The 20,129-nt window shown below is 62.7% G+C and carries 25 protein-coding genes and 1 pseudogene; 16 read left to right on the top strand and 10 right to left on the bottom strand.

All coding sequences use genetic code 11. From position 1 onward, the window contains the following. The first annotated feature begins 193 nt into the window (after positions 1 to 193). The 4 genes from ACV7NL_RS24625 (at position 194) to ACV7NL_RS24610 (ending at position 2,550) form a co-directional block, all read left to right on the top strand. On the top strand, positions 194 to 334 hold the full coding sequence (locus ACV7NL_RS24625; protein ID WP_463357376.1) for a hypothetical protein: 141 nt from the start codon (positions 194 to 196) through the stop codon (positions 332 to 334). Between the two features lie 148 nt (positions 335 to 482). After that, positions 483 to 1,811, top strand: coding sequence for an AmpG family muropeptide MFS transporter (locus ACV7NL_RS24620; RefSeq protein WP_463357375.1), 1,329 nt, complete (start codon positions 483 to 485; stop codon positions 1,809 to 1,811). Between the two features lie 142 nt (positions 1,812 to 1,953). After that, the gene (locus ACV7NL_RS24615; RefSeq protein ID WP_463357374.1) at positions 1,954 to 2,202 is read left to right on the top strand and encodes a hypothetical protein; all 249 of its coding nucleotides are present in this window, start codon (positions 1,954 to 1,956) and stop codon (positions 2,200 to 2,202) included. 129 nt (positions 2,203 to 2,331) lie between these two features. Further along, positions 2,332 to 2,550: a hypothetical protein gene (locus ACV7NL_RS24610; protein ID WP_463357373.1), complete on the top strand. Its 219-nt coding sequence runs from the start codon at positions 2,332 to 2,334 to the stop codon at positions 2,548 to 2,550. Between the two features lie 568 nt (positions 2,551 to 3,118). Here ACV7NL_RS24610 and ACV7NL_RS24605 read toward each other — a convergent pair. From ACV7NL_RS24605 to ACV7NL_RS24595, 3 genes are all read right to left on the bottom strand, one after another. Next, positions 3,119 to 4,147, bottom strand: a complete 1,029-nt coding sequence (locus tag ACV7NL_RS24605; protein WP_463357247.1) for an IS110 family RNA-guided transposase — start codon at positions 4,145 to 4,147, stop codon at positions 3,119 to 3,121. 83 nt (positions 4,148 to 4,230) lie between these two features. After that, the gene (locus ACV7NL_RS24600; protein WP_463357372.1) at positions 4,231 to 4,857 is read right to left on the bottom strand and encodes a DsbA family oxidoreductase; all 627 of its coding nucleotides are present in this window, start codon (positions 4,855 to 4,857) and stop codon (positions 4,231 to 4,233) included. Positions 4,858 to 4,929: 72 nt separating this feature from the next. After that, positions 4,930 to 6,030, bottom strand: a complete 1,101-nt coding sequence (locus ACV7NL_RS24595; protein WP_463357371.1) for an oxidoreductase — start codon at positions 6,028 to 6,030, stop codon at positions 4,930 to 4,932. 111 nt (positions 6,031 to 6,141) lie between these two features. On the opposite strand from ACV7NL_RS24595, the gene ACV7NL_RS24590 reads away from it, so the two are divergent. The 5 genes from ACV7NL_RS24590 to ACV7NL_RS24570 all read left to right on the top strand — a co-directional run bounded on the left by ACV7NL_RS24590 (position 6,142) and on the right by ACV7NL_RS24570 (position 10,057). Continuing rightward, positions 6,142 to 7,038 carry a LysR family transcriptional regulator gene (locus ACV7NL_RS24590; RefSeq protein WP_463357370.1) on the top strand — a complete coding sequence of 299 codons (897 nt, stop codon included), beginning with the start codon at positions 6,142 to 6,144 and terminating at the stop codon, positions 7,036 to 7,038. Positions 7,039 to 7,363: 325 nt separating this feature from the next. After that, positions 7,364 to 7,963, top strand: a complete 600-nt coding sequence (locus ACV7NL_RS24585) for a recombinase family protein (RefSeq protein ID WP_463357379.1) — start codon at positions 7,364 to 7,366, stop codon at positions 7,961 to 7,963. Between the two features lie 5 nt (positions 7,964 to 7,968). Further along, complete coding sequence (locus tag ACV7NL_RS24580) at positions 7,969 to 8,403, top strand: hypothetical protein (protein ID WP_056188205.1); 435 nt, start codon at positions 7,969 to 7,971, stop codon at positions 8,401 to 8,403. A 148-nt stretch (positions 8,404 to 8,551) separates the two neighbouring features. Further along, positions 8,552 to 8,812 carry a hypothetical protein gene (locus tag ACV7NL_RS24575; RefSeq protein WP_056188208.1) on the top strand — a complete coding sequence of 87 codons (261 nt, stop codon included), beginning with the start codon at positions 8,552 to 8,554 and terminating at the stop codon, positions 8,810 to 8,812. Between the two features lie 915 nt (positions 8,813 to 9,727). Then, positions 9,728 to 10,057, top strand: coding sequence for a GCG_CRPN prefix-to-repeats domain-containing protein (locus ACV7NL_RS24570; RefSeq protein ID WP_463357369.1), 330 nt, complete (start codon positions 9,728 to 9,730; stop codon positions 10,055 to 10,057). 47 nt (positions 10,058 to 10,104) lie between these two features. Here the strand turns inward: ACV7NL_RS24570 and ACV7NL_RS24565 are convergent, their stop codons facing one another. Next, on the bottom strand, positions 10,105 to 10,281 hold the full coding sequence (locus tag ACV7NL_RS24565; RefSeq protein ID WP_156634264.1) for a hypothetical protein: 177 nt from the start codon (positions 10,279 to 10,281) through the stop codon (positions 10,105 to 10,107). A gap of 257 nt (positions 10,282 to 10,538) precedes the next feature. Here ACV7NL_RS24565 and ACV7NL_RS24560 point away from each other — a divergent pair, with 257 nt between their 5' ends. After that, on the top strand, positions 10,539 to 10,808 hold the full coding sequence (locus ACV7NL_RS24560) for a hypothetical protein (protein ID WP_082503868.1): 270 nt from the start codon (positions 10,539 to 10,541) through the stop codon (positions 10,806 to 10,808). A gap of 62 nt (positions 10,809 to 10,870) precedes the next feature. On the opposite strand, the gene ACV7NL_RS24555 is transcribed toward ACV7NL_RS24560, so the two are convergent. Next, positions 10,871 to 11,380 carry a hypothetical protein gene (locus tag ACV7NL_RS24555; protein WP_056483249.1) on the bottom strand — a complete coding sequence of 170 codons (510 nt, stop codon included), beginning with the start codon at positions 11,378 to 11,380 and terminating at the stop codon, positions 10,871 to 10,873. A 474-nt stretch (positions 11,381 to 11,854) separates the two neighbouring features. Between ACV7NL_RS24555 and ACV7NL_RS24550 the strand changes: the two genes are divergently transcribed. Beyond that, entirely contained in the window at positions 11,855 to 12,178 is a 324-nt protein-coding gene (locus tag ACV7NL_RS24550) for a cupin domain-containing protein (RefSeq protein ID WP_056483252.1), read from the top strand. A 48-nt stretch (positions 12,179 to 12,226) separates the two neighbouring features. Here ACV7NL_RS24550 and ACV7NL_RS24545 read toward each other — a convergent pair whose 3' ends face one another. Then, the gene (locus tag ACV7NL_RS24545; protein WP_463357368.1) at positions 12,227 to 12,436 is read right to left on the bottom strand and encodes a hypothetical protein; all 210 of its coding nucleotides are present in this window, start codon (positions 12,434 to 12,436) and stop codon (positions 12,227 to 12,229) included. A 169-nt stretch (positions 12,437 to 12,605) separates the two neighbouring features. On the opposite strand from ACV7NL_RS24545, the gene ACV7NL_RS24540 reads away from it, so the two are divergent. Further along, entirely contained in the window at positions 12,606 to 12,839 is a 234-nt protein-coding gene (locus ACV7NL_RS24540; RefSeq protein ID WP_156376096.1) for a hypothetical protein, read from the top strand. An 86-nt stretch (positions 12,840 to 12,925) separates the two neighbouring features. Here the strand turns inward: ACV7NL_RS24540 and ACV7NL_RS24535 are convergent. Beyond that, positions 12,926 to 13,679, bottom strand: a pseudogene (locus ACV7NL_RS24535) (IS6 family transposase). A 287-nt stretch (positions 13,680 to 13,966) separates the two neighbouring features. Here ACV7NL_RS24535 and ctrA point away from each other — a divergent pair. Beyond that, positions 13,967 to 14,668 (top strand): response regulator transcription factor CtrA, encoded by a 702-nt coding sequence (gene ctrA, locus ACV7NL_RS24530; protein ID WP_463357367.1) that lies wholly within the window; start codon positions 13,967 to 13,969, stop codon positions 14,666 to 14,668. Positions 14,669 to 15,047: 379 nt separating this feature from the next. After that, entirely contained in the window at positions 15,048 to 15,917 is an 870-nt protein-coding gene (locus tag ACV7NL_RS24525) for an outer membrane protein (RefSeq protein ID WP_463357366.1), read from the top strand. Between the two features lie 476 nt (positions 15,918 to 16,393). On the opposite strand, the gene ACV7NL_RS24520 is transcribed toward ACV7NL_RS24525, so the two are convergent. The 3 genes from ACV7NL_RS24520 to ACV7NL_RS24510 all read right to left on the bottom strand — a co-directional run bounded on the left by ACV7NL_RS24520 (position 16,394) and on the right by ACV7NL_RS24510 (position 18,723). Beyond that, positions 16,394 to 16,579 carry a hypothetical protein gene (locus ACV7NL_RS24520; protein ID WP_156376075.1) on the bottom strand — a complete coding sequence of 62 codons (186 nt, stop codon included), beginning with the start codon at positions 16,577 to 16,579 and terminating at the stop codon, positions 16,394 to 16,396. Positions 16,580 to 16,621: 42 nt separating this feature from the next. Beyond that, positions 16,622 to 17,161 (bottom strand): DUF2059 domain-containing protein, encoded by a 540-nt coding sequence (locus ACV7NL_RS24515; RefSeq protein ID WP_463357365.1) that lies wholly within the window; start codon positions 17,159 to 17,161, stop codon positions 16,622 to 16,624. A 1,109-nt stretch (positions 17,162 to 18,270) separates the two neighbouring features. Beyond that, positions 18,271 to 18,723, bottom strand: a complete 453-nt coding sequence (locus ACV7NL_RS24510; RefSeq protein ID WP_463357364.1) for a BLUF domain-containing protein — start codon at positions 18,721 to 18,723, stop codon at positions 18,271 to 18,273. A 676-nt stretch (positions 18,724 to 19,399) separates the two neighbouring features. Here ACV7NL_RS24510 and ACV7NL_RS24505 point away from each other — a divergent pair. Both ACV7NL_RS24505 and ACV7NL_RS24500 read left to right on the top strand, forming a co-directional pair. Further along, positions 19,400 to 19,681 carry a type II toxin-antitoxin system RelE/ParE family toxin gene (locus ACV7NL_RS24505; protein WP_056187258.1) on the top strand — a complete coding sequence of 94 codons (282 nt, stop codon included), beginning with the start codon at positions 19,400 to 19,402 and terminating at the stop codon, positions 19,679 to 19,681. Positions 19,682 to 19,716: 35 nt separating this feature from the next. Further along, positions 19,717 to 20,091 (top strand): HigA family addiction module antitoxin, encoded by a 375-nt coding sequence (locus tag ACV7NL_RS24500; RefSeq protein ID WP_463357363.1) that lies wholly within the window; start codon positions 19,717 to 19,719, stop codon positions 20,089 to 20,091. The last annotated feature ends 38 nt before the right edge of the window (positions 20,092 to 20,129 follow it).

Below are 20,129 nucleotides of genomic sequence, written 5' to 3'. Positions count from 1 at the left end.
TAGCTTCCCGCTCCGTCCTTCAGCAGCACCGTGAGGTCGCCGCCGTGATGGCGACCTACGGGATGTTCCTTGGCGGCATCCTGGTGCTCGCCTGGGCCATCTCCTGAAGATTGGACGCCCAGGGATGATACGCAGGTAGGAACGCTTCCGATCGCAAGTGCTTTGCTCCCCACGACATCCAGGGAGCGAAGCCGTGACCAACGCCGATAAGCCACTGCCCGGCGCCGACCTCCAGCCCATCGAGGATGCGCCGGAACAGCCTGAGAAGAAGCCTCCTACGATCCCGGAGGAAGACAAGCCGGAGATCAAGGACACTGAGGTGCAGCCGACTTAGGCCGACACAGTGCTGCTGCCTACCGAATGAAAAAAGCCCCGGACCGCTTAGCGGCCGGGGCTTCGTTCATTGGTCGCGGGCTGAGGATCAACAGGGATAACATCAGCTGAGCCTGTCTCGGACGGGCAGGGGGCGGAGAGAGCCGAGCATGAGCCAAGCGTTCGTGGCAAAACCTAAAGCGACGCCCTTCTGGTCGGCGCTGTTCACCGATCGACGGATCGCACCGGCCCTCGGCCTCGGCTTCACGTCTGGCATCCCGTTCCTTCTCGTCTACTCGACGCAGTCGGCCTGGCTCTCCGACATTGGGATCTCGATCGCGACCATCGGGCTCCTGAGTGAGCTGACGCTTGCCTACAAGTTCAAGTTCCTGTGGGCGCCCTTCCTCGACCGGTACGATCCGCCCCTCCTCGGACGCTTCCTGGGTCGAAGGCGCGCCTGGATCGTTGTGGCGCAGCTCGGCGTCATGGCGGCGTCCGCAGGCATCGCCTTCGGAGATCCGACGCATCAGCTCACCTGGACAATCGCCTTCTCGCTAGCCCTTGGGTTCGCCGGTGCAACGCTCGACCTCGTCATCGATGGCTGGCGCATCACCAGCGTGCGACCTCCCGAGAAGCAGGCTGTGCTCTCGTCCTGGACAGAAATCGGCTGGCGGCTCGGCAACCTCGCGGCGGGGGCAGGCGCGTTGTTCCTGGCGGATAAGATCGGCTGGCGTGTGGCCTACCTCTGCATGGCCGCGCTGATGCTCCCAGGCATGCTTGCCGCCGTACTCGCGCCCGAGCCGCCCTCAGACAAAACACCCCACCTTTCCAGAGCCGGCTTCCTCGACACGATCTGGGCACCAATCCGCGAACTGCTAACTCGGCTGGGCCCGATGGCGCCCATCATTCTGCTGCTCGTCGCCGGTTTCCGCATGCCGGGCTACGTCGCGAGTGCGATGGCCATTCCGCTGTTCAAGCACCAGGGTTTCTCGAACACCGACATCGCCACCGTCACCAAGCTCTTCGGCTTCTGGATCGCTCTGGGCGGCACCTTCCTGGCCGGCGCCCTCATCCCGCGGATCGGCATGTTGCCGAGTCTCCTCATCGGCACTGTGGCCGGCTCGGCCTCGCATTTGAGCCTTGCGTACCTCGCTGCGCACGGGGGTGACGGCGGGACGGCGTTCTGGACATTTGCGACCGCCGTTGGCGTCGAGGGCTTCGCCTACGCCTTCGCGTCGGTCGTGCTGATCACCTACATGTCGACCCTGGCATCAACGGATCATGCGGCAAGCCAGTTTGGGCTCCTGACGTCGCTCTGCGCCTTCCCGGGCAGCGTACTGGCAGGCTTCTCCGGCTTCGCGATCGAGCACACGGGCTTCACTTGGTTCTTTGTCGCGACGTCGTTGATCGGGCTGCCGGTGGCAGCCCTTGCCGTCTACGTCTGGGCCAAGGTCGGCATCTCAGACGAATCTGCGTCACGGCCCGCTGACGCGCATTGACGGACATGACTCTGGCCGAGTGCGCCGCGCTCTCACTCCGGTCCTGACGCCGCCAATCCTGAAGCGCAAGCTCCGCAGCAGCTACGGATAGCAGTGTACTTCCCACCATGCGCACCTGCGTCTTCGGGTTGTGGGAAGCACGATGAACATGCGGGCCGATTTCGACACGTTTGCTGCCGAACTGCTCGACCAAATCGATGCAGTTCAGACGCTTTCGCGTGCCCTTGCAACCACGGCTCCCGGACGTGAAATACCTTTCGATGTCGGTCTGGATACGCAAAAGCCAGCTGTCGAGGCAGGCGAGCAAAGCTCCCCCTCCTGCCTCGACAACCGGCCTCTTGGCGAAGCAAAATCAGCGAGCTTTGCAGCTCGTGTTACCAACGGTTCATGAGCGTAGCGGTTCGCTGCGTCACGACGCGTAAAAGTGCGTATGGTGAACGTCTGCGCTGCTCTTGGCTCGCCCCAGGTAGCGACGGCTGTCCGGGCGAACTACCGTCGCCCCACCGTTAGCGGGAGCCCCATGACCGGCCAACGATCCGCCGACTTCCTCGCTGTCATTGTGGAGAACAGAGAGCTGCGCCAGCAGCTCGCGGACGTGCAGGATCAGTGCGTGGAATTGGCGGTCGACGCCGGGGAGCTTCACGCAGAGATCGAGATCTTGCGCGCCCGGCTAGCCCAGGCCGAGAAGGATCGCGACGCCTGGCGCACGGAGGCGGAACAGAGCCGGCGCGCGGGCTGAAATCGCTAGGGAGTTATCCACCGACGCCCTTGGCTGCCGCAGACCCGCGAGGTAGTTCTTCCTGGCGCGACGCAGTAGTGCCCCCCGCTCACGTCGCGCAATCCGGCCGTCCTGGCTTTGGCAAAACTCCGGGGACGCGGCGGGTAAAGGGCAGGGGCCGCTTAAGCGCCCCTGCCCGCCCGAGGCTTGGGTACGCTTCCAAATCAAAATCTGGCGTATCGCGGTAGCGGAGATTTTCCCCACACGTTGCGCCGTCTGCTTCCGACCCTACTCGGACCCCCAGTCTGAAGAGCCGTGACGTCAGCAGCTACCGAAACGTATGGCCCGCCCCGTCCGCAAGTGGCTTATGATCCGCTGGTCTGAGCAGTCTGCATAAACGTATCCGGCCTTCCGGCGATGCCGTTGGCCAAGATGGAGATCCGCGCGTCCTGGTCCTCATAAAGGGGTCGGCGTCGAGCGCCATTTTCCGCCGGAGGCTTCCAGAACACCGATCGACTGTCAGGCCATCTTCCTCTCGCCGCTCGCAGACATGGTGAGGCCGACGAAGGCTTCGCCGACCAAGCTCGGTTCAGGCAGCCACCGCCGCCGGCTCATAGACGCGTTCGTGGCGCAGCAGCGCCCAGACGGTCCGGGCCATCTTGGCTGCCAGCGCGACGACGGCGGTGTTGGCGTGCGCCCGCGCCAGCAGGCCCCGTAGCCACTGGCCGATCAGCGTATCGCTCTTGCGCAAAGTCGGCATCGCGGCCCGTGCGCCCTGGATCAGCATCTTGCGCAGGTACTTGCTGCCGCGTTTGGTGATCCCGAGGAGGCGTGGTCGTCCGCCCGTTGTGACCTGACGCGGCACGAGGCCGAGCCAGGCCGCCAGATCACGTCCGCGGGCGAAGGTCGCCACATCACCGATCGCCGCGACCAGCGCCGTCGCGTTGAGTGCACCGATGCCCGGGATGGTGGTGAGCCGGCGGGCGCTTTCGTCGGTCCGGGCCTGTTCGGCGAACTCTGCGTCGAGGGCTGCGATGCGTCCGTCAAGGGACTGCCAGCGTTCACGCACGTCCGCCACGAGGATGCGCATCCGTGGCGTGAGGTCAGAGACCGCCTCGGTATCGAGCAGATTTTCCAATCTGGCGGCGAGCTTGGCGCGTCCCTGCGGGACGATGTGACCGCGCTCCAGAAGAACGGCTCGGATTTGGTTCATCAGGGCCGTGCGTTCGCCCACGAGCTGGTCGCGCACCCGGTGCAGGGTCTGCATGTCGAGCTGTGCCTCCGACTTCAGCGCGACGAACCGCATGGTCGGACGCGTCGCAGCCTCCGCGATCGCCTCAGCGTCGCGGTCGTCATTCTTCTGGGCTTTGACGTAGGGCCGCACATATTCCGGCGACATCAACCGGATGGTGTGACCTTGAGCGGCGAGCGCCCGGCCCATGTGATGGGCGCCACAGCACGCCTCCATGGCGATGATGCAAGCTGGAAGCGTTGCGCCAAAGGTCATCACCGTCTCGCGCCGCATCCGGCGTCGCAAGACGACCCGACCGGTCGCATCCTGCCCGACAAGGCTGCAGCTGTTCTTGCCCAGATCGATCCCGAGTATCGCAATGGCCATCGGTCCGCTCCATCACTGGTGTGAGCCACACTGCAAACCTAGCAGTGAAGCCCGGTGAGGGGCGGGCCATCCATAAAGGGGGCCTAAGCGGTTTGGCGTAGGATTTCGGTGCGCAGCATCTCGGGCTGCGGCATGCCAGAGAACAGGCGGTCGCCGACTGCGACCGAGGGGACGGCGCGTATGCCCGCCTCCTGTGCCTCCAGCAATGCCGCGTCGTGGCGCGCGCCATGGAACGGCGAGGCGAGCACTGCGTCGAGGGCATCGGGATCGAGACCAAGCCCCCGGAGGATCGCCTTGAGTACGTCTGTGTCGCCGATATCGCGATCCTCCTGGAAGAAGGCGCGCAGGACCGCATCGACGTAGGCATCTCCTTGCCCGTGCTCGACTGCATACTGAAGCCCAAGAAACGCCTTGCGAGTGTAGGGCTGCGGCGAGACGGTCGGCAGTCGAATCGTGACGCCCATCCGCTCGGCGGCGGGGTAGACGCCGTGCTTCCATGCCGTGGGCAGGTAGTCGTCCTCGGGCCGCAGCGTCGGGGTCGGATAGGCGCGCAGCTCGAACGGCATCCAGACGATGTCGACGTCGAGCCCGTCGGTGGCGGTCCGGATGAGCTGCTCCCCCAGGAGGCAGTACGGACAGACGAAGTCGATCCAGACGCGGATCTTCGTGCGGGCAGGCTTCACGGTCGCCGTGCCGAGGTCATCGCTCATGGTTCATGCTCCACATTCGTCTGGGCCGGCACAGGGTGCCTTCAACATGGTGGCGTCCTGCGCCGCGTGCCCTCAGGCTGCCAGCTCGCTCGGCTTGATGTTGGCGATTGGACCAAGGATGGCGGGATCGAACGCGGCCACCTCCTGCGCCGCCCGGATGCGGTTCGGGAAGTCTGAATTCGCGAGCGCAACCTTGCCCAGCGCCACGATGTCGGCACCGGCAGCCATGACCTCCTGCGCCCGCGCAGGGTCCTGCACGCCGCCGTTGGCGATCAGCGGGACGTGCGGTGCGTAGCGGCGAGCTAGGGCGACGAGGCTGTCCTGCCCGCCCTCGAAGGCAGGCTCCCACACCTTGTGCTCGGTGACGTGGATGTAGCTGGCCCCGGCCTCGGCGAGCGTGCCGAAGATGGCCTCGGCGTCCTGCTCGCGGCCCGCCCACTTGTGGGTGAAGTCGTTGACCTTGCCCTGAGAGATGCGCACGCCGACCGGCACGCCGGCCCCGACCCTGGCCCGCACACCCTCGAACACGGCACGCACGAGCGTGGTGCGCCGCCGCGTATCGCCACCCCACCGATCACCACGCTGGTTGGCATAGTCGGTCAGGAACTGGTCGATGAGGTAGCCGTTCGCGCCGTGGATCTCGACGCCGTCGAACCCAGCCGCGACCGCCCGTTCCGCTGACGCGGCGAAGCCCTCGATGGCGTCGGAAATCTGCTCCTCACTCATGGCGGCAGGCGCAGGGTAGGCGCCCTTGCCGTAGTAGAATTCCATCTGGTGGCCCTTGGGCTGCACGGCCGAAGGTCCGACGGTGGTATCGCGAAAACGGTTGCCCTGGCTGATCGCACCCGCGTGCATGAGCTGCGCGAAGAAGCGAGCACCATGTCGATGCACGGCATCCACCACAGGTCGCCAAGCCTGGGCTTGGCCGTCATCGGTGATGCCGGGCTGATGGAGGTAGCCCTGGGCGAATGCCTGATCGGTGTAGATGCCCTCGGTGACCAGGAGCCCGAAGCCGCCAAGGGCGAACCGTTCGTAGTACCGGGCCATCGTATCAGTGGCGGTACCGTCCTCGCTCGCGCTCACCCGCGTCATCGGCGCGACCGCGAAGCGGTTACGAAGCGATACGCCGTTTATATCCGTAGCCGTGAAAAGGCTCTCTGCGTTCGCGCCCATGTGTGACCTCCGACCTGCTCTTGCTGCTCGATTGTGAGCAAGGTAGTCGCCGGATCAGCCCTTCGGTAGCTGAAGTGGACGATAAGGATTTTATCGCCCAGTGATACGCTGATGAACCTTTCGGATGTGACCCTGTTCTGCGCCATCGTCACGACCGGCAGCCTCTCGGCCGCCGGACGACAGGTTGGCCTGCCACCGATGGCGGTCAGCCGGCGTCTGGCAGCGCTGGAACAGGAGCTTGGGGTGCGCCTCTTCCACCGCACCACGCGCTCCGTAGCTTTAACCGCGGACGGCGAGACGTTCCTACCGCTCGCGCAGACGATGCTGGAGGCGCGGGAGGCTGCGACCATGGCCTTCTCCGAACAGCACGAGGGGTTGAGCGGGGTCCTACGTGTGACCGCGCCCCACCGCATAGGCCGGGCTCTCGTCGTTCCCCTGGTCGTCCGGCTGATGGCCGAGAACCCACACCTCAAGGTGGACCTCACCTTCTCGGACGGGATCGTGGACATCGTGGCCGCCGGGATCGACGTGGCGCTGCGGGTGGCGACCCTGCCAGCCTCCGAGCTGATCGCCGTGCAACTGGCGGACAATCCGCGCATCCTGTGTGCCGCACCGAGCTACCTGGCGGCGCATGGATACCCGGAACGGCTCGCCGACCTCGGCGTACACGCCTGCCTAACGCTGCATGCGATGGACGCCTGGACGTTCCACCAGGCCGGGCATCCGGTCGCCAAGCGCATCAAGGGCAGGCTGGCCGCCAGCAGCGTCGATACGGTGCACGCCGCGTGCCTCGCCGGGGCCGGGCTTGCGTTGCTGACTTATTGGGATGTGGCGCAGGACCTAGCCAACGGCGCTCTCAGGACCATCGGCCTTGACGATGCCGAGCCGGAGCATCTGGCCATCTGGGCCGTGCTCCCAACCCGGCAGCACATGCCGGCGCGTGTGCGTCGGTTCATCGACGGGCTCAAGTCCGCCCTTATGGCGTCTCTTCCCGCTCAGACGAGATAGGCCTAGAGGATCGAGCATCGCGACCCCGCCAACCTTTATCACAACCCGGATCGTCCGCTTCAACCCGCAGTCCGGACGTTCATCTCGCGAAAGCGAACTACCGCTTCCCACCCTGCCCGGTCATTCGGAACTGCTATTCGCCGGCATGCCTCGCAAAGGCTACGCCTGCGCGAAGTGCATAGCTAGGCAGTGTCGGGTATCCGACCGTTTTCCCGACATTGCAAAACCGATACCCAGACATTGGCCCCATGCAAGCAGGGTCGTGTCGGGAATATATGACCGGATTTCTATTGCGGATTAAACGTGCTTGAATCACTATCCCGACATGCTCGTCGGATATGCCCGCGTCTCCACCCTCGATCAGAACCTCGACCTGCAGCGTGATGCGCTGACCAAGGCTGGGTGCGAACGCCTGTTCGAGGAGAAGAAGTCCGGCAAGGCCGGGACCAAGCGTCCCGAGTTCGAGGCAGCACTCGCCTATCTCCGGCCGACCGACGTGCTGGTGGTCTGGAAGCTCGACCGGCTCGGTCGCTCGCTCGTCGAGATGATGCGCACCATCGACTCGCTTCGCGTGAAAGAGGTCCACTTCCGCTCCCTTACCGAGCAGTTCGACAGCGACACGGCGCATGGACGCTTTGCCCTGCAGATGCACGGCGCCATGGCCGAGTACTTCCTCGACCTCAACCGCGAGCGGACGATGGAGGGCCTGAAGGCGGCCCTGGCGCGCGGTCGCAAAGGAGGACGGCCCAAGAAGCTCACGGAAGCCGACATCGAGGTGGGTCGCGCCCTGTTGCACTCGGGCACGATCTCGGTCGCGACCATCGCCAAGCGCCTTGGGGTGAGCCGGGACACCTTCTACAGCTACTTCCCCCAGGCGAGAGCTCGCAGCCAAGCCGCCGCAGCTGCAGCAGCACAGCGGGACTGACGCGCATGCCGATCCGGCGCGAGCACCGCTTCTTCTACCCCATCGACTGGCCCCAGCTCTCGGCCGTGATCCGCTTCCAGCGGGCGAAGGGGCGCTGCGAGGTCTGTGCCCGCCCACATGGGCAGACCGTATTCCATCTCGGCGACGGTCGCTGGTGGGACGCAGAGGTTGTCTCCTGGCGCGATGGGACCGGGCACTTCATCTGTCTGGCGATCGGAGCCGACGACATCCTCGGGCGTGTCCGGACCACGCGCGTGGTCCTGGCAACCGGGCACCGCGACCATGACACGGCCAACAACGGACCCAAGAACCTCGCCGCCTTTTGTCAGCGCTGCCACATGAACCACGATCGACCGGAACATCAGCGCCGACGCTGGTATACCTTGTTCAGGCGCAAAGCTTTGGGGGATCTTTTCGGTGGTCCCTATCCGCGCTTTTGAGGTTCTCCTGGTCGGACCTCGGCGTTAATCCGGCTCACCACGTGCTGAGCGGCACGTCAAGAATGAGAATGACACCCCATCTTAGCTTCAGACAGAGAGAAACGGGCCAACGACTTGGTTCGTCCTGTAATGGAGTTGATAAGCCACAATGAAGACCCGTATCGCCGCCCTCGCCACCGCGCTTGTCCTTGGCGTTGCTCCGATCTCGTCCGCGATGGCTTACGACAGCCCCTCCCGCTACACGGCGTTCGCACCCTACGATGTCGAGACCACGGGCTCGGTCAACGAGGTGCGCCGTCCCCCGGCCTATCTCGGCTGCCCGATGAGTTCGGCTGCTGAGGGCAATGCCAACCAGCAGAATTTCCCCACCCAGCAATATGGTCAGACCTCCGGCGGAAACCGCTGCTGATCGGGGAGCACGAGGATCGCCCCATGCTGCTGAAAGGCTTTTCCTACGCGATGATCGCAGCCTTTGCCGGAGGCCTTGCTTTCACCATCGTCGGCTCGGCTCACGCTTTCCTGAGCCTGTAAGGGCCCAGCCGCACTGATCCGACTTTGAGACCCGCCCGGCCACCGCCACGGCGGGTCTTCTGCTGCGTGTAAGGGTTAACCACCCGTAAACGAATTGGTAGGCATATCGAAATTCAACCGCTCTGGTGCGCCCGAGCCACACTTCCAAAGGGCCTGAGACATGATCACGGTGACCTTCATCGGCATGATGACCGCAGCTCTGACCGCTGCGGTAGCCGGAGCAATCAGTGATCCAGGCGCTCGATAAGAACCCAACCGCCAGAGATCCGAAATCTTGACGGTCCGGCGAAAGCCGCAAGTCGAACCACTTATGTGACCGCCACGATACAGCGGACGTTTCTCGTGCATTGAGGCGCTAGAGGCCCTCACATTGGCACAGTTGGCCGATCAAAAAGACGCCGCACGCCTGTTCCTGGTCCCATCCAATGTCACTCACTCGCTCCGTCTTACGCCATCACCGCGAGGTCGCCGCGGTCGTGGCCACCTACGGGATGTTTCTAGGTGGTATCTTGGTACTTGCCTGGGCGATGGCCTGACCTTCGGCTGCTGGTGGCAGGACGGCAAGAGGCCCGAATGGATAGGCTTGCCGCGGTGATGAGCTGCCTGGACTGATGCAGGCGTTGTAGGCGGCGCGCTCAGTCGGGTTCAACGCAGAGCACCTCGGGATCATGGGTCTGAGGCTGCCTGAACGGAATGGCCGCGCTTCTGTCAGTATCGGTTCAGCGGTTGGGGCGCAGCCTATGGTTTCTCCGGTCAGCTGAGGCTGAGATCGGACGCCAACAGGGTTCAGGTCATGACGCGCGTGAAGGTGCTGAGAATAGCTGCTGTGCTGGTTGCTGGGCTCGGCTTAGCGACGTCGGCCAAGGCCGCCGACCTCTCGTTCGATCCCTTCGAACAAGGCCGCGGTGATACTGTGGTCGAGTTCGTCGCTGGAGGCTGCGGCCCTGGCTTCCATCCCAATCCATGGGGCCGCTGCCGTCCGAATGACCGCGGCTACGGCTATGGCGGCTATGGTGGACCACGCCGGTTCTACGAGGGACGGCCCTACGGCTACGGAGACAGTTATGGCCGCCGCGGCAGCTATGAGTACGATCGCCCTCGGCGGTTCTACGACGGCTACTGAGGACGTCACGGCTGGCGCGCCCCTGACAGCCAGCCGTTCAAGCCTGCCTATGCCTTGTCGATGATATTCTCGCGCCGCTCCGCGCCATCAGGAGCGGCTTCCATAGCCTCGCGCCCACCGGCCTCTGCAGCCTCCTCGGCGTTGCGACGGATCGCGGCCTGAAAGGCCTTCACGGCCGGGCCAGCAGTCGACTGTTCCTCAACGGCTGCAACGAGGCTCTGCATGGCTTCCGCGATCGGCACGATGGCCTGCCGTCACGGCAGGGCAGGCGCTGCTTCGGGTCCAAGAGGCGCCGCGGAGATGAGTACGGTCGTTCGCGGTCGGATCATGGGTCGTGCTCCTCCACTCGAAATCTTGGTTTGATGCATGAGTGCGAAACGGCACGTCATTCCGACTGAGACAGGCCTAGATCAAGGTCACTGAACAAGTCACGGCCAGCCGCCTTTCGACGGAGACCGCGCAAACCCAAGTGGATTGTGCCATGAACACTCGTATTGCTTCTGCTGTTGCTGCTGTCGTCCTGAGCGTGAGCGCGATTGCTTCGCCCGCTTTGGCCCAGAGCTACACCGCTCCCGCTGGCATCCCTGCCGTGACGGCCCCTGGTGGCCTTGAGGGCCGCAGCTACGACGACATCACCACCGGCTCTATCGGTTATGGTCGTGGCCACGACAGCGCCCAGGAAGGCAACGCCAGTCAGCCGAACTTTGTGGTTCAGCAGTACGGCCAAACCGCAGGTGGCCCCCGGCGCTAAGCCTTCACACCTTTGAGACGACCGGCGGCGGGGCGAAAGCCTCGCCGTTTTCGTGTCTGGGCTCATGCTGCTTTCCCCCTGGCGCGCCATGTTACAGCGGCTTTGTGCGCGAGAGCGACGACCTCCTCGATCCAAACTGCATCTGCGTTGGTGACACGGACGGAGCGCTCGAACGCCTTGAGGCGAACCCGCTCGGCCTTGGTCAGGAAGCGACCTCCGAACGCCTTTGGGATCGTCCAGTCGAGGGTGAGAGTGTAGCCGGCGGCCCGGCTCCAGGGCTCAACACGCTGTGTATCCCACAGGCGCATCCCCGGCCGGCTGCAAGATGCGGAAGGGTCGATGTCTCTGAAGGCGGACGACGAGGAGCGTTTTGGCGCAGCCGACATGGTGGCCTCAAGAAGCGGAGCTTGGATAGCCCCTGCGAGATCGTGCCAGTCCAACCCCGCTACGGTGAGTGTCCGACCGATGGCACGAGCCGTCGCGACCACCTCTCCATCATGCTCGCTGGCAAGGTGGGGCAGGAGCTTGGCGAGGCGGTCCAGGGTAGCCGCCGGGATCTTGGGAGAAGCCACGTGTGTGATCCAGAATGCAATTTAGACGCCGATCGGCACGCTAAGCGCCTGATCCAAAACGAAGCCGGTGGGTCCCTTTTGGGATGCAGATCACAAGCTGGGATGTGCAGGGGCGGGAAGTGACGCAGGGTTCACCCGGCCTTGGTTACGCCGTGCCTGCATGACATGGCAACGACATGCTGGAACAAATAAAGCCAACTTACCGAGTCGTAACGCGGCGCTGTTCACTGAACGAAGATCGCTACAGGTGGCTACTTCTCTCGTCCGATTGCGCACACAAAATCCACGCGCCGGACTCTTATAAAACTGAGGCTGAAGCCCAGAAATTGGGTGAGATGGAAGCTTCGTTTCTGAACGCGCAGGACTTCCCTGCGCTATGACTTAGCTGAGCCCACATTATCGTCGCCAAGCTGGCCTACAGCTTGCAAAAGCCAGGGCGTCCTCGGGACCATCCAGGCTCAGGAAGGAGCACTCATGGCCTTCGCGTGCACAATCCCCGCCGTGGCTACTATCCAACAGGACGATGCAACCCTACGGATTACACGCTGGGACTTCGAGCCTGGTGCGGTCACCGGGTGGCATGAGCACGGATGGCCCTATTTCGTCGTGATGCTGATGGCTGGCATACTGAGGGTTCACGACGGAGATCAGGTCACTGACACCTCGTTGGCAGCAGGACAAGCCTACAGCCGACCTGCCGGCATTCGACACGATGTGATGAATGGATCCGATCACCCTATCGCGTTCATCGAGATCGAGGTGAAGCGCGCGGAAGCCCTGATAGGGCTCGCCAAGTAAGAATGTTAAGCAGCTACAAAGCGCAAAACTCGGCAGTCTTCAGTTTATTTACGTTTGAGCAGCAAGCCACTCAATGACTAAGCTTGCTAGTTTGGTTTTGACCGCGACACGCGCTTCTTCAAACGTTGCAAAGCTGCTGCCAGAGAACCTTCGTGGACCACCTTTTTGATTGATGAGCCAGATGAAGCGGTCAGTTCCATCCTTGGAATTTGCGAGATGAACGCTGAAGGGGTGGGATTGGCTTTTTGAAGAAGGCATGACCAGTCGTTACCAGATAAGGCTGCGGGCACATAATCAGGGTCGACATTTGAGGCAATGAAGTCGCACCTTGCGACCCCCGCCCCCCGTTCGCATAGGCGCGGTTATGGCTGGGATCGCGATTTTGTTAGCACTCGTCGGCTAGGAGGCGGCTTTGGGATCACATGACGTGATGGGGGCGACCACGTTGGATGCGTACAGCCGCGACGAGTGGAAAATGTACTTCGACGCCGTAGCCGTGGGCCTTGTCGCAAAGCCCCACACAGCGCGGCGGCGGGCGCGGGACATGGCGAAGCTCTGCCCTTACGCTGACATCGCCGAAGCCGGGCTTTCCAAGGTTAAAGCCGCGATTGAAGCCCACGTCGATATGGTCGGCCCAAAAGACCGTTCTCAATGGCATTAGCGGGCTGCTGACGGGCTTGGGCGTGATTTAGCGGGCCTGTTGCAAGCTTGGGTATGGGGCGTAGAAAGGCCTCTGCCTCCCCATTTTCAGGCTTTGTTCGCCTGTGGAAGTCCGAAGCAGACCGCGAGCAATCGGTTCTGCTCGCGCACGGTCCATGCGCCGGCAAAGCCGAAGCCCTTGCGCAGCCAGAGCATGGCCTTGAAGCCCTGGATCGTGCGCCGCGCCGTGTTGAACGAGCGGAAGCCGCCCACCCGCGGCATCGGCCGCTTCACTCTGAAGTGGTCGCTCTCGATCCCCTGCTGCAGATGCTTGGTGACGGAGTGGATCGGCGTTCCCGGCAGCAGGCCCGCCTTCCGGCTCTCGGCGATGGCCGGCGGGTCGGTGCCGGCGCCATTCGTGCCGATGCGGTCTGGGGCGAGCAACGGCTCGGACGAAAGCATCTTGCGAAAGAAGCGCTTGGCCGCATCGAGATCGCGATTGGCGGTCAGCAGGACGTCGACCGGATTGCCGTGCTTATCGACGGCCCGGTAGAGGTAGCGCCACTCACCGCGCACCTTGATGTCCGTTTCGTCGATCCGGACCGAGCCGCAGTGCGGTCTGCGGAACTGCGGCAACCGCTTCTCGATCAGCGGCGCGTAGGCCACGACCCAGCGGTTCAGGGTGCTGTGATCGATCTCCAGGCCACGCTCCTCAGAACAACTCCTCGATGTCGCGGTCGCTCAGCGGATAGCGTAGATACCAGGAGACGGCCTGCACGATCAGGGCCGCCTCGTGGTGCCGGCCCTTGAAGTCAGCCTTGGAGCGCTGCTTCAGCTTGGCGGCGATAGCGGACAGCATCATGGGCGGCCTTCGAAAACGGAGGCGCCATGCAGGCCGTAGGGTCAACGTCGGGTAAACGCCCGCACACTCGCGTTTGCGAAAGGCCCCTCGGGTCTGCTTTGGACTTCAGACGGTTAACAAAACCCGAAAACGCGGCAAATCCGGCCTCTGCTGCGGCTCACGGCACGGTTTGCGACAAGCTCCTTTTCCTGTGCTCACGACCGTTGCTACGATGAGCCTCGGCTGAACCTTAACGGTTTGTTGCCAATGCCCGTTCAGGATGCCTCAACTTTTGGAGAATCCTGGCTATGCGCGTGCTGCTGATCGAGGACGATGCCTCCGTCTCCGCGAGCATCGAGCTGATGCTCAAATCCGAGAGCTTCAACACCTACACCACGGATCTGGGTGAGGAGGGGATCGATCTCGGCAAGCTCTACGACTACGACATCATCCTATTGGATCTGACGCTGCCCGATATCTCAGGCTACGAGGTGCTGCGATCCTTGCGTGCCTCGAAGATCAAGACCCCCATTCTGATCCTGTCGGGCATGGCCGGTATCGAGGACAAAGTGAAGGGTCTCGGCTTTGGCGCCGACGACTACCTGACCAAGCCCTTCCACAAGGACGAGCTCGTCGCGCGCATTCAGGCAATCGTGCGTCGCTCGAAGGGTCACGCCCAGTCGGTGATCACCACCGGCGATCTTGCCGTGAACCTCGACGAGAAGACGGCCATCATTGCGGGTCACCGCGTGCATCTCACAGGCAAGGAGTACCAGATCCTGGAGCTTCTGGCTCTGCGGAAGGGCACGACGCTGACCAAGGAAATGTTCCTCAACCACCTCTACGGCGGCATGGACGAGCCCGAGCTGAAAATCATCGACGTGTTCATCTGCAAGCTACGCAAGAAGCTGGCGAACGCTTCAGGCGGCAAGAACTACATTGAGACCGTCTGGGGCCGCGGTTACGTGCTCCACGACGGAGTACCAGAGCTGCAGGCCTTAGCTGGCTGAAAGTATCGGGTACAGGATCAGCGCTCCCATCATTCGTAGCTGAGCAATGCCGCTTCTTTCGGCTTGCGGAAATTTGCAGGAGGATGCTGTCTGTCGACAGATCTGTCCTTTCTGGTCCTCGGATAGATCAATACGAACTGACAGCCTGCGGCTTCATGCCTTGCAGGCTGTTTTTTTGGAACCAAGTCGTTATTCGTGAGTTATTGCGACCCAGAATAAATATGGTAAGTAAAAACCTAACGCATTCTTTGGCGATCGAGAGCTTCATCAATCTGTTCTAGGTGTTGCACGCCTGCACTAGTGGTGAGGTCTACCTTGTCGGTAAGTTCCGATCACACCGCACCGAGAGTGCGCATCTGATTTCCCCGGCAGACAGACCATGATCAAGAAGCTCATCCTCGCCAGCGCTGCTACGGCTCTTCTCGCCGGCGCCGCCTCTGCAGCCGACCTTCCGCGCCGCGCGGCTCCCCCGGTGTTCGTGCCGGTGCCGGTGTTCACCTGGACCGGCTTCTACGCTGGTTTCAACGCCGGTTACGGCTTCGACGCCTCCAGCCGCGACACCAACGTCTACAACAACGTGTTCCCGAACCTCGTGCGTGGCCCGAACGGCCTCGTCGGCGCCGGTGGCCCGTCGCAGGTCGCCTACTCGAACAACTCCAACGAGGGTTTCACGGGCGGCGGTCAGATCGGCTACAACTACCAGTTCACCCCGGGTTCGGGCGTGGTCGTCGGTATCGAAGCTGACGCCCAGTACGTCGACTTCGGCCGCAGCCGCAACAACTCGATCCTGACCCCCGGCTTCACCGCCGTCCCCGGCGTCACCTTCGTCGATCCGCGCGGCACCGCTAGCCTCGACTACTTCGGCACCGTCCGCGGCCGCCTCGGCTACGCCTTCGACCGCACCCTGGTGTACGGCACCGGCGGCTTCGCCTACGGCGCCGGCAGCAACGAGCGTTCGTTCGGCGGCTTCCGCGGCAACGACGACTTCCGCACCGGCTGGGCCGCTGGTGGTGGCATCGAGTACGCGCTCCCCACCGACTCGTTCCTGAACTTCTTCCGTTCGTCGGCCGTCACGCTCAAGGTCGAAGGCCTGTACGTGAACCTCGACAACAACAACCGCAACGCCGGCGTCTACGCCTACGACACCAACAACGTCCTCTACCGCCAGCCCGGCTTCTCCAACCGCAACAGCGGCACCGAGTTCGCCGTCGTCCGCGCCGGCCTGAACTACAAGTTCGGCTCGTACTAGGACCTGCGGGACTATTAGGTTCGGCCTAAGCGTCCCCAGCCCCGATCATCTGGCCGCTTTCGTCGTAACGCGCCTCGAGGAGAAATCCTCGGGGCGCTTTCGTTTGCGTGACCCCTTGGCCTCGGCGAGGTCGACCGAAGGCGGCACGGAGCGAGGTTGACCTCGTTAGGGTTCTGATAACTGTGAACGCCTCACCTTCGGCCGTATGACCAAGCGTTCCATGAAGAAAACAAGCCGGCTGATCCTATGGCTCTCAGCACTGACCCTGGGCGGGTTCGTCGGAGCGCGTCTCGTCGATGCGAACCAGACAGGTCAGAAGATCCTCACTGCCTCGGACCAGAGTGAGCCGGAGACGACCGGTTCGATCGATCAGAGGTCCATGCGCTGGTGCGGTGCGGCGCCTTGGTGTCGTTGATTAGACCTGCTGCCGTGAACCGACCATTCGACGTTAGAACGGCTCACGGATGCACGATGGGCTACGAGCTCTTATCAGCCTTCTCTTTGGCGAGCCGAAGCGCTTTGAGGCGGAGTGTCTTATCCTCCGTGGCCTGCTGGGTCGCATCGTAATCGGCTCGCGCCTCGCCTCCTGCACGAGCCCTTTCCAGATGCTTGGCGGCCTTCGTCTCACGCCGATCCTGTGCGCCGCTATCGTCGTTCGCCATGGTGCCCTCGCTCTGTGATCCGGACGATCGGCTTCCGCCGCCTCAGCGCGGCTTGGCTTGACCGCCGGCCGTCCAGCCGTGAGCCTGGATCGCCTTGGTCAGCTTGCCTTGCATCTCGGGCATCACCGACTGCATCCACTGCTGCGTCCCGGCCAGTTGAGCCTGGGCGAGCTGTGGCTGCGCCGTGACAAGTCGCTTGCCAGCCGGGGTCGCATAGAACGCCGCGATCGCCTGCAGGTCGTCCTTTCCGAGCGCCGAGGCAAAACTGCGGGCCTGGATATCGAGAAGCTCGTCGTAGTGCGCGGTTAGGGTTGGCATCACGACCTCCTGCACGAGGGCCTGTGCCTGGTCCTGCTGCTTGATACCGATCTGCTGCATCATTCCGACCATCGGCGCTGCAATCGCGCTGAGCAACGCGGTGCGATCCCCCTGCATCTGGGTGACGACCTCCCGGGCTGCCTTCAAGGTAGCAGGATCTAAGACCGCGACCGTTGCTGTGGTCGAAGGCGTAGGCTGAGCCAACGCCGTGCAGGGCAGTCCGACGCCGAGATACAGGATAAAGGCAAGTTGAAAGACGCGCATGGCTGTTCCGATCACAGGCACCGCGGGATCTAAAACTACGCGGCCAACATGCTCTGCTATCATGCTTCTGTGTCAGATGTGCCCCGGCTGGCATCCAAAAGGCGGAACCGACCGCGGGAACCGCTCCTTGATGCCTTCACAACCCCACGCGCGTGGGGGCTCGAGCAAGCGTCGGTTCACCTCGATCCCAACCTCGTCGTACGGCGCAGGACCTGCTGTCACGAATGCTGTCCCAGCTACAGCTGATCGTCCCGAGGCGAGCGATGAGGATGGCAAAAGCGACGGTGACAACCAGGGCCACCCGCGATTGAGACCGCGGCCGGTCGTTCGGGGGCTACCAACGTCTTGTTTCAGGCCGTACCCACTGGCGATCTCTTTCCAGCCGAGGCTGCCGATATCTCCAAAGCAGTCAACGCTTATGTGCGGGCCATCCAGGCGACCAACCTCAAAGAGTGCCTCTTGCCTATCGAACCGCAGGCAACCCGATGACGAGCTTTGCATCTCTAGCCGCTCGCCTGCGGAAGATAGGGCCCATCACAAGCCAGACGGTCCCTGCCCCTCCACGCACAGTGATCGTCACCAAGACGATAGAGACGATGCCCAGCAGTTCGCTGCTCTCAACGCTTCCGAAACCGACGAGCCAAGCTTGCATCTCTTTGCTTGGCGCATTGTCGCCCCCCAACCGAGGAGCCGCTGCCCATGACGATGGTCACCAGCCTCCTCAAGCGCGCCGAGCGTATCGAGAGATAGCAGCAGGTTAGGGCGCCGACGGGCCTGGTCGCCTTTCGCAGCTTGGCGAACGAGGAAGTACCAGATGCCAAGCTCAATTGGCGCCAATTGGTCGCTGATGGGCGAGCCAAACTGCGTTGGAACTGCTCGTCATTCCATCACCGGCCACGACCACGGAGAAGTGGGAGGCGTAGACGGCGCACCTGCGCGGTAAGCCCATCCACTAAATCGTGCCAGACCGCACATCCACGCCGCGTAACTGGGTGCATTACAACGACGGTCGTCGTCTTGCCCCCTTTCGACGGCTCCAACTAACGGCGCAGAGGCTTTCAAGCCCTGCGCCGTTTGCATGTCATAGACAGGGTCGCCTCGTGCTGCCGTTAGCTGGCGAGACGCTGCGCCTGACGCTTGGCTGCATCGAAGGCCTGGAGATCCAGGGCGAGGTTGATGATCTGGGCGCTCTTCAGACGCGCCGGCTCGATCGCGCTGCCGATGCCGTGCTGTAGGTAGACCTCTTCCACCTCCGGAGTTCGCATTGCGCCGCCCATGGTCCAGTTGGGGAACGAGCGGCTCTGAACGTTGCGCGCATCCATGATGGTTGCAGTTGTATGCCTTGGGTCACGGGCAATACGGGTATAGGTGGTGCTCACCTGAGATTGGTTACCCTCAAGGATCTGGATGAACCAAGTCTTGTCGAAAATCAGAAACCCGGTGATTCCGTCTCGGCTGTTGTTACGCTGTGAAGCTGAGACGATCTCCCGCAAATTTGTGAGCATCGCGCGATCATTCCCGAGGACGACGTTGCGGCTGTAGTAAACAAGCTGGTGGATCATTGTCGTTTTTCACTTCTACCAACAGGCGGATCGCGAGCAGATCGTCGTCTCTCGCAGCTATACGAGCCGATAACGCAGCGTAGATCAGATTGTTTTTGATCAGAAATCGTTGTTTGGTCGATGAGTTAATTAAATCGTAAGCCGCGAAGATGAATCACCGGCTGTCTACTTACTAAGATGGATCTTCCGAAGATCCTGTCGCTACGATCCGCATCTTGGCATCCAGCAAGGGCCGCTGAAGTTCCATCGGGATCTCACGGGTGCGGAAAGCCAAGTGCTCCACTCCTCTGGGGCCGTCAGCAGCACCGGCACGGCGTCGAGTCGATCGGGCCGACCACGCCGTTGGCTTCGCAGGTCGGGAACGAGAAAAGCTGGGCGTGTCGCAAACATTCAGCAGCCAAAATAATCTTCTCTGATCAGGGCATTGCGGTGCCTGTTCACCGCCTAATGACCTGCCTCGTCGAGGTCGGTGAAGCCGTCTGATGGGTTCGGAACCACCCGTGCAACCGTGCTGAGAGCAGAATTTTCCGTGGCAGAAATCTTTGCGACACGCCCGGCATTTCCGGGCTGCCGCTCACGAGAACGAAGGAAATGTTGCAATGAGTGATACAAATGGATTGACGGGATTGTTGCGCTCGGTGATACATGTGTCATCGAACGCAACACAGGCGGGCCGATGATCCGCAGTTTCCATGATCGAATAACGGAGGCGGTGTTCCGGGGTCGTTGCCCTAAGGGGTTCCCGGCCGACCTCTTCAAAACCGTTCGGCGGAAGCTCACCGTGCTCAACTCGGCGACAACGCTGGATGACCTCAAGGTGCCGGCATCGAACAGGCTTCATCCGCTGGGGCGCGACCGGGCTGGACAACACGCCATCGCGGTCAACGACCAATTCCGGCTCTGTTTCGCTTGGACGGATGCCGGGCCGGAACGGGTCGAGTTCACGGACTACCACTAGGATCTTGCGACGGACGCAAAGGAGGGCAACCGCCAATGTCTGACACGATCGGAAACATCGAGGCCCTGCGCCAGACCTTTGACACCGCCGATGGTGCCGGGGACATGGAGATCATGCCCCCGGTTCACCCTGGCGAGATCCTGCGCGAGGAATTCATGGCCCCGCTCGGCCTCACTGCCGGCGCGGTCGCGAAGGCCCTGGACCTTCCGCGCTCCCGCATCGAGCGGATTGTGAGGGAGGAGATCGGCGTCAGTACGGACACCGCCCTGCGGCTGGCCCGGTACTTCCGCACGTCGCACCAGTTCTGGACGAACCTGCAGGCGCATTTCGAGAGCGAGAGCCTGCTTGCGGAGATCGGGCCGGATCTGGAGCGGATTGAGCCCGTGCCCGAACAGGCTCAGGCCGCCTGATGACCGCATTCGGAAAGCACCTCATCCAATCCGCCCAG

It is taken from the genome of Methylobacterium sp. Ger2507 (assembly GCF_055231875.1).
The sequence above is the reverse complement of the archived record's forward strand: the minus strand, read 5'-3'. Positions and strand labels throughout refer to the sequence as shown.